Source organism: Rhodococcus sp. MS16, assembly GCF_013277795.1.
Classification (GTDB): domain Bacteria; phylum Actinomycetota; class Actinomycetes; order Mycobacteriales; family Mycobacteriaceae; genus Rhodococcus_F; species Rhodococcus_F globerula.
Map to the genome: position 1 here is coordinate 1 of NZ_VBTM01000034.1, position 17,348 is coordinate 17,348.

A 17,348-nucleotide genomic window follows, 5' to 3' on the forward strand; every position below is an offset into this window, starting at 1 on the left:
CCCGCAGCCAACGCGGGAATCAACTTCGCGATCGCCAAGAAGATGGGGTAGTTCCATGCGGTGATCGCCGCGACGACACCGGCACCCTCACGCCGCACGATGCGGTGCGCCTTCTCGTCACCGGCAACCGGGGTGATGACCCGCTCGAACTCGAACGTGTCGAGGAGATCGATGTAATGGCTGATCATTTCGATCGAGCCATCGAGCGCCACGTCGTAGGTCAACGCGAGCGGCAGGCCACCCTCTGCAACCATCACCGGCCGCATCTCTTCGGCGTTCTTGCGCAGAGCGGACTGCAACTGCACCAGGCACCGCTGACGGAACTCGGTGTCCGTCGACCACGTCGTGGTGTCGAAAGCCCGCCGCGCGGCCAGGATCGCCCGCTCGACATCGGCCACACCGGCATTCGGCGAAACACCGATGACTTCTTCGTTCGCCGGGTTGACATTCTCGTAGGTGCGGCCCCCCGTCGCGGCGACCAGCGCACCGTCGATCAACATGCGGTACTCGGAATTACTCATTTGTCACTTTCCTTTGAAGATCGGATCGTTACGGCAGGGCTGGCCTCTCCCCTGGTTCGTCAGAGGCTGCTGGAGACACTCACCAAAATTCACCTGTATTACATGTAATACTTTGTATATGTAGTGAGCTCCATCACGCAAACTGTAGAACTTCCGCTCGATAAGCACAAGTACTTCAGTTGAACTCCGGCTTCCCTCTCCTCGCCACACCAAAATCTCTGTCTACAAGGAATTTCCACGGCTGGTCCAGTAGTCCCACCACACATTTCGAATCGGTGCCATGCGCCCGACACCACTACGCGCTACGTCTACCGCGACGCCGTATGCCCTAGAACTGAATCTGTGCGGCCATCCTGCCGCAATCTATGAGTGTGCTTGCACGATTCGACATCGTGCGCATTGCGTCTGACTCCGAATGTCCTCGTCGCCGGCAGCGGAAGCCAGGCTGTTGTCTGGACGCTTACGTTGAACTGTCACCCGCTCGATCACTCCGGCGCACCGCCGCAGCGCTTTTCGGGTACATGTGCGCCAACCGTGAAGACGACATAGAAGCACTGAAGGTGAAAGCGATCGTCGAGCGCCGGGCAGCCCGCTTCATCTATTGCGCTCTGAGACAATTCTGCCCCGGCGGTCCGTTGGATCACCGGGGCAGAAAGATTGTCCCAGAAGGGCTTCAGAGCACTGGTGCAAGCTTCCGGTCGCGGAGCAGGTACGAGAGCACCACGCTTTCAAACTCGTCTTTGCGTTCGATCATCGCCCAATGCCCACAATCGTAGAAGACGTGCAGTTCACACTTCGGGATCAGTCGCATCGGGACAAGCGAGCTGTCCATGGGCGTTACACGGTCGTCGCGGCCGAAAGTGATCAGCGTCGGCGCCTGGATCTTCGTCAGTGCTCCAACCTGTTCGGCTGCGTTCGTACCCCGATTACGCATCGCCGCCAGCGAACGGAAATTGAACAATTTCTTGATGTCAGCAAGCGCGGCCGGGTCCGATGCGGCTCTCCACCGCATCTCGACGAACTCCTCCGTCAGAATGGAGGTGTCGTACACCATGGCCTCCATCCACGTCATCAACCGCTCACGTGTCGGGTCCTCGACGAACTGCACGAGAAGCTTGATGCCTTCCGGGGGCGACGGACTGAACACAGGCAGCCCGATGCCGCCAATCGTAACGAGTCGAGTCACTCGCTCAGGATGTCTGGATGCCAGCTGTGCCGCAATGTTTCCGCCCATCGAATTACCAACGACCGGAACAGAATCGAGCGACATACCGTCGAGGAAGTCCAACACCGCCGGCAGTCCGGCAATCATCGGATTGTCCTCGCACGAATAACTCTTGCCGAATCCAGGGAAGTCGAGAACGAGCGTCCTGAAATGCTCGGCGAAGACCGGTAGATTTCCCTGGAAGTTCGCCCAGCCACTGACCCCTGGACCCGAGCCGTGCAGCAAGAGCAATGGAGGACCGTCGCCAGCCTCGTGATAGTGCAGCGGCCCTCTGGGCGTCTGCAGAGTCCTGCTCGTGCCTTCAAACGTAAATTCAGCCATCAGTCGTGTCTCCTCCTCTTAGCTCGACGGTGCTTCCAGCCAACCAAAGTCATGCCAGTACGTCTCGAGTTCGGCTACCGGCTTCGGCCAGGTCTCGATGTAGGTGACGCCTTCGGACCCGGCCGTCATCGTGTACGCAGTGCCTGCGCGGCTGAGAAAGAACTCCCCCGGACGCACTCGCACGGTCTGCCACTCGCCGTCTTCCTCGTACTCAATGCTGTACTCGCCTGCGAAGACAAAGAGCAACTCGTCCATGTTGTGATGGTGGCGAGGTACCGTAAAGTTCGGTCGCACCCGCAAAGGGTTGCGATTGAAGCGCTTCACCTGAATTGGCTTTGTGGTCACCCACATCGACCCGCCGAACGTCGCCGCGAAATCCACTGGCGCGTCGATCAGCAAACCACCGTCCTTCCAGAAGTAACTCGGCGCCACATCAAGGCCCAGAGGAATCCAATCCGCATCGTCCACCAGATCACCAAAAGTAAGTGCCATTCCGAAATAGTATGTGCGGCTGTACATCCTGTCGCCGGAGAATTCCGTTTGATGGAACGGGTCTGACGAGCACGGTCACCTGCCCCCATTCCGTCCAACGGAACCTGTTGATGACACACCCTGTCATGTTCGACAGACTCCGGAGTATGGCAATCGAATACTTCAATCTGCTGTCCGAAGAAGAGGGTTGGATCGACCTGTCGGTCGATCAGGACCTTCCCTCTTACCTCTGGAATGAAGGCGGACTCCTCGCCGATGCGCCGATCGACATGGAACAGACCTTCAAGGGCAATATGTGGGTCTCGAACAAGGTAGACAGGTCGTTCAATCTCAACGGCCTTCGGTGCGCCCCGAACTTCTCGGTGCCTCGTCACCACCACAATCTTGACGAGTTGATCATCGTATTCGAGGGTGAGTTCCATGTCGCCTGGGGCCAAGACGGCGAGGAAGGTAGCCAGACCATCGGTCCAGGCGAATTCTGGATCAGTGAGGCCGGCACCCCCTACATCATGACTGCGGGGCCTGAAGGCGTCACTTACATCGAGACCTGGCCCGAACCGATGGAGAAGCTCGAGACGTACTGGCACGACGCAGGCTGGGTACATCGCTGAGTAGCAGCCGACCGCTCCTCGATCACTTGTGAGGTTGCCGCCCTGAACTTGTTCACAACAGAGAAACAGGGCGGCAGTTTTGCATCCACGAAATCATCGGAGCAACCGCGCGGCGCTAGCGCCTCCGTCTCCATGCACTGCCTCTTCCGATCAACGGGCGAGCCGGAGCGGTAGCGGATGCATTCCAATTATCTTTCTGGAGTTACCGATTGGCGCGTGTTGCTGGGGTCACGACCTCACAGATACGCGCGCACCGCTGTTCACCGCCCGACTTTTCCAAGGCCGCGAATTTTCCTGCGTGAATGTCGAATCCGTGCCACGTGGTCGGGCGTCCGCATGATCGAACTTTCTGTGAGTCCGGTCGCTTGTTGCTCGCTGTCGAGAAAGACGTGGGCATGCAGGCAAGGTTTCCATCCCGGCAATGCCACTCTCTTCACCGATCGCGAATGATCCTGAAAGTGAACTGGAGTCGCGCGCCCGGGCCTGTCGCGGCCACGGACTTTTCACGGTCAACGGACTGAGCCTTCCAGTCATGGAGTATCTGGGGCGAGCGTGGTGAGTGTCCATCCCTCGACCTCCGCCCCCGGCCAGATCACCGATCGAGCGGCAACCACTGTCTGCCTCCTGAATGCCCTCCCTGAATGCAATGGTTACGTCGACGAATTCCGACGACGCCGCACTCATGCGCGATCTTCACAGCCTTCTCGACGCCGAACTCGCCACGATCGTCCAGCTCGCCGATGATGCAAGGCACCGTTCGCGTTCATAGAAGTCGAGGTCGACCCATCCGAGGTCAGCTGTGACTCTGTATCGTTCAACGAGTATCGCTGCGCCACTTACTTTTTGATGCTCAGTCGATTTCGAGGCCAGGCGCGGCCGCGCCACCTTGGTAAATTCCGAAGGCCGCGCACTCCGCAGCGGTCAGCATCGTCCACCTGTTTCCAATGCAGCGAAACGATCCCGACCACCCAAGATCCGGACCGTTGTACGCTCACTGTTGCGGCATTTCGCCGGCTTCCCAGGCCACGGCCGTTCCGGCCTCCCAGGCCGCTGCCGTTCGCCGAAGTTCGTGTCGACCTCGTGACACTTGTGTCACGAGGAGCTTAGTTCGGCTTGTCAGCAATTTGCAGAATCGAAGGCAGCGGACAGCGCCACCGGAGCGAACTTTTTTGCTATTACTACCGATCTACGGGGTTGATTCACCGCCAATTTCCGTTCTCGGCCGGCTCACAACACCTCCCGATCAGTGCACGGCCGAGGTTGACCACCCGTTGCGTGCGTGACTCCCACCAGGCAATTACTGCGCCTACGCGGGCGATTTAGCTGATTCGACACGCGGGGGTTGACATGCGCGCTCGTTGATGTGACCCTGATTACAGGAATAAAGGACACTAATTTAGAAAACATTCCGGGATGTGCGCATGCAATCCTAGATTTGGACCGAATTAAGTGTCTATTAGTAGCCTGAATTGGGAGGTGGCAGCCGTGACATCGAGTTTGACGCAGTGCACGTCGATTTTGCCGATGGAATCAGTGGTCGATTCCATGGACGAGTACATATCGTCCATGGAGGTCGATCATGTCGGAACTGACGTCCGACTCCGACCCGAACGCACCGTGATGGGAAGGGTCGCTGCCATCATGGGGGCGTTCAACGGCAAACAGCAGGTGCTCGGTCTCGGCGATCTCAGTGAGAGCACTGGGCTGCCGAAATCGACGTTGCATCGACTTGCTGATCAACTGTGCCAAGTGGGATGGATCGAACGGGATCCTGACGGCTACCGCATCGGCATTCGCATGTTCGAGCTGGGAAGTCTTGCTGTCGAAGGAAACCAACTCTACGAAGCCGCGATTCCACATCTGCAAGCCCTCGCAGCCAAGACCGGAATGTCCACACAACTCGGCATTCTCGATCAGTCCGAGGTCGTATATCTCGAACGTATCGCGGTAGGCGCAGTCCGTTTGCCGACCCGACGCGGCGGACGAAATCCCGCGTACTGCACCGCATTAGGCAAGGCCATGACCGCCTTCGACGACGACGCCATCCGCACAGTAACCTCCTCGCCCATGCTTAGGCGGACGGCGAATACGATCACGGACCCCGCAGCGCTACGGACCGAGCTCAGCCAAGTGCGCAGGGTCGGAATAGCGTTCGATCGTGGCGAGATCTACCAAGATTTCGTGTGTGTTTCCGCGCCGATCCGTAGCTCCGGAAACGTGATCGGAGCCGTTTCCGTTACCGCGCCGGCGGGCCGAATGAGATGGGGCATAGCGACCGAAGCAGTTCGGAGCACCGCCGCCGCGATCTGGAATGCAACCCACAGACTCGGCGGAGCAAGCACCCGATTGTAGTAACTTTTCGATGTGTCCACACGAGCATAACCGCCGTACCGGCCCCGAAGTGCTTCCGAATCTCTATGTAAAACCCGGACTCTGAGCACTTCGAGGCATCAGATCCCGCGCCGACGACTACCTGACCGACTCTCGGAGTCGGGTGGTCGTCAGCTCGAATTTCGACGGAATGTCGGAATTCACGACATTTCGAAAGGCAACCCGGCCGTGAGAATACCCAGGTGCGCCGGTCGAAGAGTCCCTCGGCTGAGACACCTCGACTGATCTGCCCAAGTTCGTTGCGACTCGTCGATCACCACCGCGGCGAGTATTGGAACTCGCCCCGTAAATTCGTCCTCGATCAGGTAGACGTTCCCAAACCTAGTGCCACCACGTGGTGAGCTCCTGTAGGTGGCGCCGCATGCGATGCTGAGCGAGCCCATCGTCCCCAAGGAGGATTGCCTCGAGGATCTTGTCGTGGGTGCACCGGACCTGCACCTCGACGGCCGGAGTCATGGACTCTTCGGAGCGACTCTGGCGGGTCCAGAGGTCGGTGATGACGCGCAAAAACAGTGTCAGAACCGGGTTGTCGGCAAGGTCTGCAACCTCGGTATGGAACATGTCGCCGGCGTCACCGTGCACAGTGGTGTGGTCAAGTGCAGCACGTAACCGCGAAGCTACATCGGGGGCAGTTGCGACGGCGGTGACGGTCTGGATGCACCCCAACTCGATCACTTCACGAACCAGGTGGAGGTGGTCGGGGCTCATACCCTCGAAATCGAGATAGAGAGCGATCGCACGAATACTGGCCGTTGGGTCGGGAGCCAGGACGACCAGTCCGCCGCCAGGTCCGCGGCGCATCCGAGCAACGCTGTGGTGTTCGAGGATCCGAATCGCTTCACGCAGGACCGCACGGCTAACCTCGTAGCGCGCCAAAAGATCTGGCTCCGATCCGAAGACCTCACCGATCTGCCAGCCGTCGCTGGTGATGTCGTCATGGATACGGCCGGCAATAACCTCGGCAAGTTTGGTGCCTTTTGTGGCGTTCGGGTTAGGGTCGCTGGGTCGAGTCCGCATGCGATGCGATGGACGTCGGATCCGGTTGGCCAGCATCCACTCCTCGATCTCTTCGAGATGGGCGCTTAGTTGGCTCTCCGAGGCTGCGGCGTCACCTGCGATTACCGCGTCTACGATTTGGACGTGCCGCGCGATGGCAACAGCCTTAGCCGCGGCCCCCGCCTCCCTCGACGTTGGCCCCCAGGCGCGAATGTAGCGGGACGTCAGCAGCATCACAACCTCGATGAACAGCTGCAGCACCGCGTTGCCGGACAGGCTTCCGAGCAAAATGTGAAACTCGTCGTCGAAGGACCAGTTCGGATCACCGATCTGCTCCTGCTCTTTCCCAACGATCGACCGCAATCGATCAATACCGTCCTCGGTGATCGCCCCCGCTGCCAACCGAGCTGCGAGCGGCTCGAGTAGCAATCGGGCGTGGAGCAGATCTTCGACGCTCACGCCTATGTACTCCAGGTAGATCACCAACGCACGCATGGACGCCGATGCGTTCGGGGCGCACACCACCAGCCCTCCGCCTGGACCGCTACGCATCCGCGCGACCGAATGGTGCTCGAGCAGCCGAATCGCTTCTCTCAGAACCGACCGAGACACTCCAAAGCGCTCCAGCAACTCGGGCTCCGAACCCAAGACCTCACCGACCGGCCATTTCCGGACGATGATCTCATCCTCGAGCTGCCGGGCAACCTGTGACGCGAGCTTCTCCGGACCCACCGACCATGTCTCTGTATCTTCCGCACTCGTCATCAAGCCGGTCGCTCCCAATCCCCAAGAAACACGGATCTCGAACACCGAGATCTTTGAATGTTCATTACGATACTGAGATCCGTGACCCGATAGAGTGTTCCCTACCTACGCTACCTATCAGCATGCTGAAGTCACCAAGATCCAATCGAGAATTGGCTCGCCAGGCCTCGACAACACATTCACGCAGAAGCGTTGGCCTCGATCCAGCGAGTGACCTGCTGCACGTACTCCTCATATCCGGAAGTCGCCGCGGACACGACCGCGGCGACTTCCTCGGGTTCGGTGTCCATGTACAGCTGGAGAAGAACGTTGTGCGGGCCTTCCGGAGGCACTAGAGCGGTTGCTAACTCCGCGTCGATCATCCCGGCCTTCTCGGCCGCACCGAACGAATCTGCCGATTTCTGCGGCACTTCACCCAGCACGCTTTCCAATACATGATTGTTGATCGCAACCGCCAATTCGACCAGTAGCGCCAGGATCCGTTCAAGGACAAGCCCTATCGCCGGATCGATTTCCAGTCGCTCGCGGTCCAACGAACCGACGCCGACGAGCTGTCCGACCGCTCTGCGCATCGTGATCAGTCTGTGTTCCACAAATCCCCGGTCCAGGCGAGGCTGTACCGCTCGACTATTTTGATTCGCGGACTGTCGCGGCTTCCAATCTGCCACGACAGCAAGCGCATTCATCATGCTCGTCGACTCTTCACTCGAACTGATCACCTATACATAGTCCCATACTCTCACGCCTCCGAAGCCTAGATCGACCTGTCGCTTGATGAAGCACTGTAAGCGCCTCCACCGAACCGACTGACCAAGTCAACCAGTTTCAGAGCTGAGCCATCACCTATGGTTCCGCCTGACGGAACAGACAGTAGACAACCGGGATATCAAGGCGGAGAGTCAATTTCCATGCAGTAATATCGGCTGTATTCGGCAACAACACCAGAGGTGAACTCGCTCAACGATCGAGTCGTCGATGCCGCTCTGTCAAAGCTGTTCCAACCAAGTTGGAGAGCATCCGCCCAGCCTGGGACTCGGCCGATCTCCATCGGGACACCAATCGGCCGGAAGAGCCAGTGACGCCACATCCCTGGGCGTGCGCAGCGAAACGTCAACGTCAACGTCAACGAAGCATCGGCAATCGTGCATACGAGGGTAAGAAACTGGACCTAAATCACTGCCTTTCAGTTCTACATTAGATGTTCGAATGATTCTGGTGTACAACAATTTTCGGTTTCACCTGCGGACAAATCGCCCACGTAATGCGCCGCATCAGCCTGACCCCGAAAGCGCCTCGGACCCATCGTCACAGCCACCAGAACGGTCCACTAGACACGCCGGCCTGAATCTGTCGCAAAACCTGACACCTCCGACATCTCCCACACCTCATTGGGGCGACCTCCGAGGACATTTGCACTCAGGCGAAAACTTTCATCCCTAGCGCGCGTCGCCCGAGTGTGCCAATCCGCCCGCACGAGATCGCGATGCCACGCCACGTCACAGAGAGCATCTACCGCACCGAAGCCGACTTCGCTACAACCAACAAGGCAGCAAAGACCCTTGCCACCTTCATTCGATTAGTGCGGTGTTGAATTCGACGTGTCAGAAGGCAGCAAATAGTTCGATATCTAAGTTATCTATATCTTTACTCATCGCTGTCCAGTAATTGAGCTGGAGATTTTCCACTCAGCGCTCCTCGAACAGTAGCAGCTCCGGCAGTTCAACTGACATCGGTAAGTAGTACAAATCCGTTGCGCTGCAAGTACTTATTCGACATCACTACAACAGGCCGCACGGGCGGTTCGGGCACGACTCCCACCACAAGACGACCGACGACGCACTTGCGACCAACCCGGCCGAACCGAAACTTCACCCACTTAGTGACGTACATCATCATGTTGTGTCATAGTAGAAACCTGACTTAGTGACCTAAGTCTCTCGGGAGATGTCAACGCGGAGGTCAGAGGCCGTCGCGGCGACTAGCTAACTGACCCTGAGGTCATCCTCAACTGATCCGACAGCAGCAGCCACTCTTCCCTTTCTAGCGAAAGACCCAAGTGATGACCCAAGATCTCCAGTTCCTGCTCCTCGGGCTGGGTAACGGCGCTGTCTACGCAGCGCTCGCCCTGGCATTGGTCATGACCTACCGAAGCTCGGGCGTAGTGAACTTCGCGACCGGCGCTATCGCGCTTTACGTCGCCTATACGTACGCCTACCTACGCAGCGGCGAACTCCTGATCCCGATACCTGGCCTGCCCAAAACCCTGGATCTGGGTGGCCCGATAGGACTGATCCCAGCGATGGGCATAGCAATGGCCATCGCCGCAGCCCTAGGCGTGCTGATGTACTTCGCAGTATTCAGGCTGCTCAGGACCGCGCCGGCCACCGCCAAGGCCGTAGCCTCGATCGCTCTGATGCTTGCCGTTCAGGCTCTCTTGGCGGCGAGGGTCGGCACAACTCCGGTCTCGGTGAAAGCCATCCTGCCTACAAATGTCATGAAATTCGGCGGCATTCGTATACCGGCAGACCGAATCTGGTTCGCCGCCATCATCATCGTTCTGACCATCCTGCTCGTGCTCGCTTTCCGATTGACCCGATTCGGACTGGCAACCCGAGCGGCTGCCGAATCGGAGAAAGGCGCGATCGTCACCGGGCTCTCCCCCGAACGAATCGCCTACGCCAACTGGGCATTGAGCACCATGATCGCCGGGCTCAGCGGCATCCTCATCGCCCCGATCGTGCCGCTCATCCCGATCTCTTACACAATGTTCATCGTCCCGGCCCTCGCCGCGGCGTTAGTCGGAAACTTCAATTCCATCGGACCAGCCGTGGCTGCCGGACTCGGAATCGGTGTGCTCCAGTCGGAGATGACCCACCTGCAGGCAACGGTGAGCTGGCTACCACAAGCGGGAATGGCCGAGTTGATTCCGCTGATCCTGATCCTCATTTTTCTCGTCTTCCGCGGACGACCGCTCCCCACACGTGGTGCGATCATCCAGAACACCCTTGGCGCCGCGCCACGGCCCAAGAACTTGGTGATCCCCACAGTCACCTTCACCGTGATCGCGCTAGGATTTCTCGTCTTCACTCACGGCAGCTACCGCGGTGCGGTGATCTTGACGTTCACCCTCGCGGTCATCGCCATCTCACAGGTGGTGGTCACCGGATTCGCAGGACAAATATCGTTGGCGCAGTTAGCGCTTGCCGGAGTGGCCGCATTCATGCTCAGCCGCTTCACCACGGAGTGGGGAATCCCCTTCCCCATTGCCCCCGTCCTCGCAGCACTGGTGGCGATGGTGATCGGGGTAGTCGTCGGCCTGCCGGCACTACGCATCCGAGGACTACCCGTCGCGGTGGTGACGTTGAGCCTCGCAGTGTTTCTCGAGATGTTCTGGTTCCGCAACAACAAGTTGAACGGTGGAGTCAACGGAGCACGCGTCGACGACCCGTCGCTGTTCGGCATCGATCTCGGGATCGGATCCGGCGACTCCTATCCAAAAATCTCCTTCGGCATTCTCTGCCTCGCAGTACTGGTGATCATCGCCGTCGGTACGGCAAAACTACGAACCAGTCGACTCGGTGCATCAATGCTCGCGGTACGTGCAAACGAGCGATCTGCTGCCGCCTCCGGCATCAACGTTTCCCGCACGAAACTGATTGCCTTCGCGATCGGCGCGTTCATCGCCGGTCTCGGCGGGTCCTTGATGGCGTACCAACAAACCATGGCCGTTCCTGAATCCTTCTCTGCCATGGGCGGAATCGCGATGTTCGCAGTCGCCTACCTGGCAGGTGTCACCTGCGTCTCCGGCGGAATACTCGCCGGAGTCATGGGAGCCGGCGGAATAATGTTCATCTTCCTCGACCGCGTCGCCAACGTCGGTAGCTACTACGCAGTGATCACCGGGGTTCTCCTGGTTATCACCGTCATCATGAATCCAGAAGGAATCATCTCCGAAGTGCACAAGACGGTCGACTACCTGCGCCGCAAGATCACCCCCGCAACTACCGACCCAGAATCCGAGCACATCGAGTTCGAGTTGGACAGCACAACCCCGTACCTCGGCACTGCCCGTCCGATCGGTGACGTCGTCCTCTCCAGCCACGAAATCGGTGTCCGATATGGCGGCATCACCGCACTCGACGACGTCTCATTCGATGTCCGTGACGGCGAGATCATCGGCCTGATCGGCCCCAACGGAGCCGGCAAGACCACCTTTATCGATGCGATCAGCGGCTTCGCCGACGCCACCGGCAGTGTCACAATCGGCGGCCTGAATCTCAACGGCAAGAGGGCTTTTCAACGCAGTCGCTCCGGACTCGGGCGCACCTTCCAAGGCATCGAGTTGTACGACGATCTCTCGGTCCGCGAAAACGTCTCCGTCGGCACAACTGCGTCACACCATCGAGGACCGGACAATCCGCCACTCGATTCCGCTGGCCTCGACGAACTATTCGAACTACTACACCTGAGCTCGGTCGCGGACCGACCGGTCAAGGAACTCTCTCAAGGACAACGCCAGTTGGTCTCGGTTGCCCGCGCTCTCGCCGGCCGGCCGCGCGTCGTACTGCTGGACGAACCTGCTGCCGGACTGGGCAGCACCGAAAGCATGTGGCTGGGGAATCGACTACGGGCCGTACGTGATTCAGGCCTGACGGTCGTCATGGTCGATCACGATATGGAGCTGGTCTTGGAGGTCTGCGACCGGATTGTCGTTCTCGATCTGGGTAAAGTCATCGCAATCGGCACTCCGGAAGAAATACGCAAGGACCCCGCAGTTACCCGGGCCTACCTCGGCGCGACGCACACCGGACAGGAGCTGAACGCATGACCGCGGTCTTGAAGTGCACCGATATGGATGCCGGCTATTCGCAGGGCCGACCCTGCGTTCGCGATTTCGATCTAGAATTACGTGAAGGCGAAATCCTCGCGCTCCTCGGACCGAACGGCGCAGGCAAGACAACTATGCTGCTCACGCTGGCAGGTTTGTTGCCCAGTCTCGGTGGCACGGTGGAGATCACCGGCCATCACGTCAAGTCCGGGCACGCACGCAGCGCATCCGACGCCGGGCTGGTGTTCGTCCCCGACGACCGCGCACTGTTCACCACCCTGACCGTGGAAGAGAACCTTCGACTGGCAGTGAAATCACGACGCGAATGGGCCGCATCGCGAGAGAAGATTCTCGGCTACTTTCCAGAGCTGGACAAGCGACTGAAAGTGCACGCCGGCGCACTCTCTGGTGGAGAACAGCAAATGCTTGCCATCGGGCGCGCCCTGATTCAACACCCGAAAGTACTTCTCATCGACGAGTTGAGCATGGGTTTGGCACCTGTCATCGTCGAACGGCTTCTCCCGGTATTGCGGACAGTCGCCGATACCACCGGAACTGCCGTCATACTCGTCGAGCAGCACGTGCAGCTCGCACTGACGGTGGCCGACACAGCACTCGTCCTGCGCCACGGTGACAACGTCTTGCAAGGGGATGCCGCCGAACTTGCGGCACACCCTCACCTGATCGAAGACGCATATCTGGGCGCAAACGAACGTCCGCGCACGGAAGCAGTAGAGACCGTGGACGCCGTTGAACAGAGCACGATCATCTGACACAGGGCTGACGAATACGCCGCTACGAGCAGGCATATCGAAACCCGGAGCGCTTCTGCCGTCTCCATCCACTTCACCCGGTCCGCCATGGCTTCAACGGCGGCCGATGTTATCCACCCCAACAGAAGGACCACCGATGAAACCCTCGAACGGCCTGCATGTTTCAAAGATAGTGGCGGCGTCCATTGCCGTCGTTGCGATGACAGCAATGACTGCTTGTAGCAGCGAGAGCGCAGGCGATACCTCCGACTCCTCATCGTCCTCCTCTTCGGCAGATCTACCCGCCGGCGCATTCCCCGGTATCGCCGCCACAGGCACACCTGTAAAGATCGGGTTCATCAATAACGAAAATGGGCAGGCTGTTTCACAGCCCGAAAACCGGGAAGCCGCCGAAGCTGCCGCAAAATATGCAAACGAGCAGCTCGGTGGCATCGGTGGCCGCCCTGTCGAATTGGTCATCTGCAAACAACAAGAAGAACCTGTCTCTGCACGCGATTGCGCAAACCAGATGGTCGAAGCAAAGGTATCCGCGGTGGTACTCCCCAGCAGTGGCCTCGGCCAGATCATCGCACCCATCATCACTTCAGCAGGGATCCCCTACGTCGCCGCACTCGGTGGCAGCGCCGTCGAGACCACTGGCGACGGCGCGTACATGTGGACCGCAGGTTCCAACACTTCCCAGGCCATGGCTCAATACGCCGGAGAGAAAGGGATGAAAAATGTTGTCGCATATACGATTGATCTTCCCGCGGCAACCGGATCTCTCGAACAGATCGGCGTACCCGCATTCGCCGCCAACGGCGCAAATCTGAAGATCATCCCCATCCCCTTCGGAACCCCCGACGCCACTCCACAGGTCAATGCGGGGCTCGACAGTAACCCGGACGGTATCGTCGTCTACGGCGAGTCAACGATCTGCACTTCCATCCTGAAGGCACTGAACACATTGGGCTCGACCACCGAGACCATGGCAGTTCAATCCTGCGCCAACGCGGACGTTGTCGACGCCGTCGGCGCCGCCATGGAGGGCACTAAGATCATCGGATCCGCGGACACAGTCTCCAACTCCCCCGAAAGCGTTCTGTATCGGGAAGTTATGAAAAAGTACTCACCCAACACTCCCGTCGAGGGTTACGCCGTGACCGGCTATCAGGGAATGCTCGGCCTGATTCGTGCCACCAAGTCTGTCACCGGTACCGATACGTCGCCGGCAGCACTAGACGCGGCAATCCGTTCCGCCAAGGACATCCCGCTGCCCGCCGGCGCAGGGCTGACCTTCACGTGCGACGGACAAGCAATCGCCGGATTCAAAGCCGTATGCGGCAACGGTCTTATCGTCTTGACCATGAAAGACGGTGTGCAAACCGACCCGACTACGGTAATCATCAAGTAACGCCGGAGTCGCCACACCGAATTTCCGGTAGATCGAAGGAAGCTGCTATCTCTGCTCTGTGTGGCAGAGATAGCAGCTGCGTTTACCCATCCGGCGATCAGCGATCGGTGCGGCGAAAATTTACAGGACTGACTATCCGGATCGTGGAGCACCGCGGGCGAGAGTTGCGATCACGTCCACTTAGCAATGGCCGCAACCAATTCCGATGTAGAAGCCGGGCAAAAAAACCGACGTGCGCGAAGTTGTGAACCCCACACACGTCGGTGTCTTTCTGAACTAGGACGACAACTTTCCAGTCTCGAAGTAGCGGTCCAACACAGGCTTGAGATTCCGGCTGACAATCTCGATGCGTGGACCGGACGGACTGCAGTGATAGGCCCAATACGCAGTGCCGTCCGGCCAGTTGCCTACCGCCTCGACTGCGTAGCCTCGCCGCGTCAGTTCGGCGGACTCCGCACTGACATCGTCCACCCAATAGCCCAGATGGTGAATGCCAGAACCCTCAGTGGGAGTCCACACTGAGCCTGGAACACTCTGAACGATCTCCATTCGCGGTTCGGACAGTGAATACCAGGCTTTGAGCTCGACAGTTGTATCGACGGTCGTATCGCCGCTGGGCACGGTAACCGTAGTCGGGCCTCCCATCATTTCGCCCCATTCGTAGCCGAAGAGTTCCGAGAGCTCGAGCATCTTCGCTTCTGGATCATCAGTGACGATAGCGATGTGGTACTGATCTGCAGCCTTCATTCGATCACCTGAATTGGGGTGAACATACAATCTCCATTCTCTGCCACAGGTCCACCACTCACGAGAACATCAATGTAGGTGGTTGCCTGGACATACTCGACCTGGTTGGCGCGACATATTTCGGTGACGATGCACTCACGGCGTAGTGCAGCGAAGTTAGGTCTCGTTTGGAGAACGTGGCACCAAGACGACCTAACTGAACCGAATAGTACTGCAATAAAATAGATTTCGATGGAAGTTCGTAACAAGCGCCCTTTTGCACCAATGCGCGCATCACTCATGCGAACGGGAATCTTGCCCACCACTGTCGGTAGATCACCGACCGCTTCTCCCCCGAGATCCGCCTCGACAATGGTCAACTCCACCCCGGACAGCATCGGGAACGGCGCCCGCGTTTGCGAGGAACATCTACATCCCACTAGCTCACTACATAGTTACATTTCTACAACTCAGAGGAGCTGAGACCGATCCGTTCGTCGCGATACCAGGGCGGCAATTGATCTCATCATCATCCGTTGTGAACCCGATCAAGCACTTCGGGGTGCTTTACTAGGTATATGAAGTTGCTCCAGACCAAAGGCGAGGTAGACCAGTGACTGACATGACCGAGGCTCCGGCGTTCAACCTGCTCAGCACAACAGGGCGACCGGTCCGTACGCCGAAGACAGCCGAACTCGTTGCCGGCAAGCTCCGTCGCATGATCGTCGAAGGAAAACTGGTCGACGGCGATCACCTGCCCCACGAAGCAGAACTGATGGAACACTTCTCGGTCAGTCGACCGACTCTCCGCGAAGCGGTCCGAGTCCTCGAAGCAGAACGTCTCGTCGAGGTCCGTCGCGGATCACGTACCGGCGCCCGGGTCTGCGTGCCCGGACCGGAGATAGTGGCCCGCCCTGCATCATTACTCCTCGAACTCTCGGGGGCAACGGTTTCCGACGTGCTCGTCGCCCGCGAAGCTATCGAACCCGCCGCAGCCGGCCTTCTTGCGGTGAGCGGGACAGAGGCTGCGTTCGACGAACTCGAGCGATTCGTCGACGAGGATATCCCCGCTGGATATGCGGCCGACGACTTCGGCAGTGCTGCTGCACGTTTCCACCTCCTCATGGTTCAACTATCGGGAAATGCCACCCTTGCCCTGACCGCTGGCATGCTTCACGAGATCGTAGAACGCCACACCGTTTCCGTCGCGCTCGAGCGCAGTCGCAATGACGTCGAGACATATCAGGCAAACTACAAGTTGTTCGTACGGTCACAACGGCGACTGATCAAGCTTCTACGTGCACGTGACGAAGCCGGTGCGATAGCCCATTGGAAGAAACACATGGGTGTCGCACGTTCGATAATGCCGGCGGATCACCTGAGCGCTCAGGTTCGAGACATACTCCACTGAGTCTGTGGGCGCTGGCGCCCTGGAGAATCGCTGCTGCGGATGTCTTGCCAACATCCCACTGTGCGAGCGCAGCGAATCCGATTCCGACACCCCATCCGGACCATTCACCGAGACGTGAACCGACACTTGGGTGTTCCCTCCAGCTCCTTGCCGATCGTCAGGGGTGACGATACTCTCGCCGCCCCTGACGATCATGGTCGTTTCGGCCCTCGACGTAAAACTCGCTGCCATCGTCGAACGAATATCACCGATACAGAGCGAATCCCTTGCCGAGGTTTGTTCAGCCGCATACCTCGCGCTCCGGCAACGGGGCCATGACTTTCAATTCACGCGCTGCAATCTCATCGGGATCTTCTACCCGAGAAACGTGTAGCCCCATTCCGGCAGTCCGTCCGTCGAGGTTGGTTACCGTGCTCGGTACCCAGTTGTAGACGTAACGCCACGTCCCATAGCGCAACCGCAACATTGCGACTCGGACTTCGGCCCCGGTGACGTCATCACGCTGCTATTTCCCGCACCAAATCAGCGGCCCCGTCGTCGTTGACCACCAGCGCGTACGACGTGGTGTCGCGACGTTGGTCCGACGCGCCAGATCTCGACCCCGATGCGAGGAGTCGATCTACTAATAGCGGGACCACCAGCAGCACAAAGAGGAATGATGCGTGTCCAAATCTCTTGTGTGCAGAGAATCCAAAGCCGCCTGCGAGCAAAAACGTGGATGGACGAAGTGGGACTTGCGCCACCCCGCAACACGACCTAGAGTTCATGTGGTCGAGATCACTGAGTAAACGAAGTAAAAGATGTAACCGTCGGGAGTCGGTAGGTGCCAGGAATGCATTCAGGTGTCGGCGCTGACGGACTGGATGTGGCCGGGTGGGGCGTCGAAGGTCTCGAG

General features: G+C 58.7%; 14 protein-coding genes. 7 read left to right on the top strand and 7 right to left on the bottom strand.

The window, feature by feature from the left end; genetic code table 11:
• From FEZ60_RS32090 to FEZ60_RS32100, 3 genes are all read right to left on the bottom strand, one after another.
• Positions 1 to 521: aldehyde dehydrogenase family protein (locus FEZ60_RS32090; RefSeq protein WP_172937940.1), on the bottom strand; the 521-nt coding region annotated here is incomplete at its 3' end.
• Positions 522 to 1,194: 673 nt separating this feature from the next.
• Entirely contained in the window at positions 1,195 to 2,070 is an 876-nt protein-coding gene (locus FEZ60_RS32095) for an alpha/beta hydrolase (protein ID WP_165826344.1), read from the bottom strand.
• Positions 2,071 to 2,085: 15 nt separating this feature from the next.
• Entirely contained in the window at positions 2,086 to 2,559 is a 474-nt protein-coding gene (locus tag FEZ60_RS32100) for a cupin domain-containing protein (protein ID WP_051730848.1), read from the bottom strand.
• A gap of 146 nt (positions 2,560 to 2,705) precedes the next feature.
• Here FEZ60_RS32100 and FEZ60_RS32105 point away from each other — a divergent pair, with 146 nt between their 5' ends.
• From FEZ60_RS32105 to FEZ60_RS32110, 3 genes are all read left to right on the top strand, one after another.
• Positions 2,706 to 3,170 (top strand): hypothetical protein, encoded by a 465-nt coding sequence (locus FEZ60_RS32105; RefSeq protein WP_033237321.1) that lies wholly within the window; start codon positions 2,706 to 2,708, stop codon positions 3,168 to 3,170.
• 646 nt (positions 3,171 to 3,816) lie between these two features.
• Positions 3,817 to 3,939 carry a hypothetical protein gene (locus tag FEZ60_RS33030; RefSeq protein ID WP_255285247.1) on the top strand — a complete coding sequence of 41 codons (123 nt, stop codon included), beginning with the start codon at positions 3,817 to 3,819 and terminating at the stop codon, positions 3,937 to 3,939.
• Between the two features lie 716 nt (positions 3,940 to 4,655).
• Positions 4,656 to 5,522: an IclR family transcriptional regulator gene (locus tag FEZ60_RS32110; RefSeq protein ID WP_172937941.1), complete on the top strand. Its 867-nt coding sequence runs from the start codon at positions 4,656 to 4,658 to the stop codon at positions 5,520 to 5,522.
• 360 nt (positions 5,523 to 5,882) lie between these two features.
• Here FEZ60_RS32110 and FEZ60_RS32115 read toward each other — a convergent pair whose 3' ends face one another.
• Positions 5,883 to 7,322 carry an FCD domain-containing protein gene (locus tag FEZ60_RS32115; RefSeq protein ID WP_033237331.1) on the bottom strand — a complete coding sequence of 480 codons (1,440 nt, stop codon included), beginning with the start codon at positions 7,320 to 7,322 and terminating at the stop codon, positions 5,883 to 5,885.
• Positions 7,323 to 7,501: 179 nt separating this feature from the next.
• The gene (locus tag FEZ60_RS32120; RefSeq protein ID WP_202026744.1) at positions 7,502 to 7,894 is read right to left on the bottom strand and encodes a HepT-like ribonuclease domain-containing protein; all 393 of its coding nucleotides are present in this window, start codon (positions 7,892 to 7,894) and stop codon (positions 7,502 to 7,504) included.
• A 1,487-nt stretch (positions 7,895 to 9,381) separates the two neighbouring features.
• Here FEZ60_RS32120 and FEZ60_RS32125 point away from each other — a divergent pair.
• The 3 genes from FEZ60_RS32125 to FEZ60_RS32135 all read left to right on the top strand — a co-directional run bounded on the left by FEZ60_RS32125 (position 9,382) and on the right by FEZ60_RS32135 (position 14,316).
• The gene (locus tag FEZ60_RS32125; RefSeq protein WP_172937942.1) at positions 9,382 to 12,150 is read left to right on the top strand and encodes a branched-chain amino acid ABC transporter permease/ATP-binding protein; all 2,769 of its coding nucleotides are present in this window, start codon (positions 9,382 to 9,384) and stop codon (positions 12,148 to 12,150) included.
• The gene (locus FEZ60_RS32130) at positions 12,147 to 12,923 is read left to right on the top strand and encodes an ABC transporter ATP-binding protein (protein WP_172937943.1); all 777 of its coding nucleotides are present in this window, start codon (positions 12,147 to 12,149) and stop codon (positions 12,921 to 12,923) included. Before FEZ60_RS32125 ends, FEZ60_RS32130 begins: the two co-directional genes overlap by 4 nt.
• A 136-nt stretch (positions 12,924 to 13,059) precedes the next feature.
• Positions 13,060 to 14,316 (top strand): ABC transporter substrate-binding protein, encoded by a 1,257-nt coding sequence (locus tag FEZ60_RS32135; RefSeq protein WP_033237324.1) that lies wholly within the window; start codon positions 13,060 to 13,062, stop codon positions 14,314 to 14,316.
• Positions 14,317 to 14,592: 276 nt separating this feature from the next.
• On the opposite strand, the gene FEZ60_RS32140 is transcribed toward FEZ60_RS32135, so the two are convergent.
• On the bottom strand, positions 14,593 to 15,063 hold the full coding sequence (locus FEZ60_RS32140) for a VOC family protein (protein WP_033237325.1): 471 nt from the start codon (positions 15,061 to 15,063) through the stop codon (positions 14,593 to 14,595).
• Positions 15,060 to 15,428, bottom strand: coding sequence for a hypothetical protein (locus FEZ60_RS32145; RefSeq protein ID WP_172937944.1), 369 nt, complete (start codon positions 15,426 to 15,428; stop codon positions 15,060 to 15,062). The genes FEZ60_RS32140 and FEZ60_RS32145 overlap by 4 nt, the downstream gene beginning before the upstream one ends.
• A 236-nt stretch (positions 15,429 to 15,664) precedes the next feature.
• Between FEZ60_RS32145 and FEZ60_RS32150 the strand changes: the two genes are divergently transcribed.
• On the top strand, positions 15,665 to 16,453 hold the full coding sequence (locus FEZ60_RS32150; RefSeq protein ID WP_051730847.1) for a GntR family transcriptional regulator: 789 nt from the start codon (positions 15,665 to 15,667) through the stop codon (positions 16,451 to 16,453).
• Positions 16,454 to 17,348 lie beyond the last annotated feature (895 nt).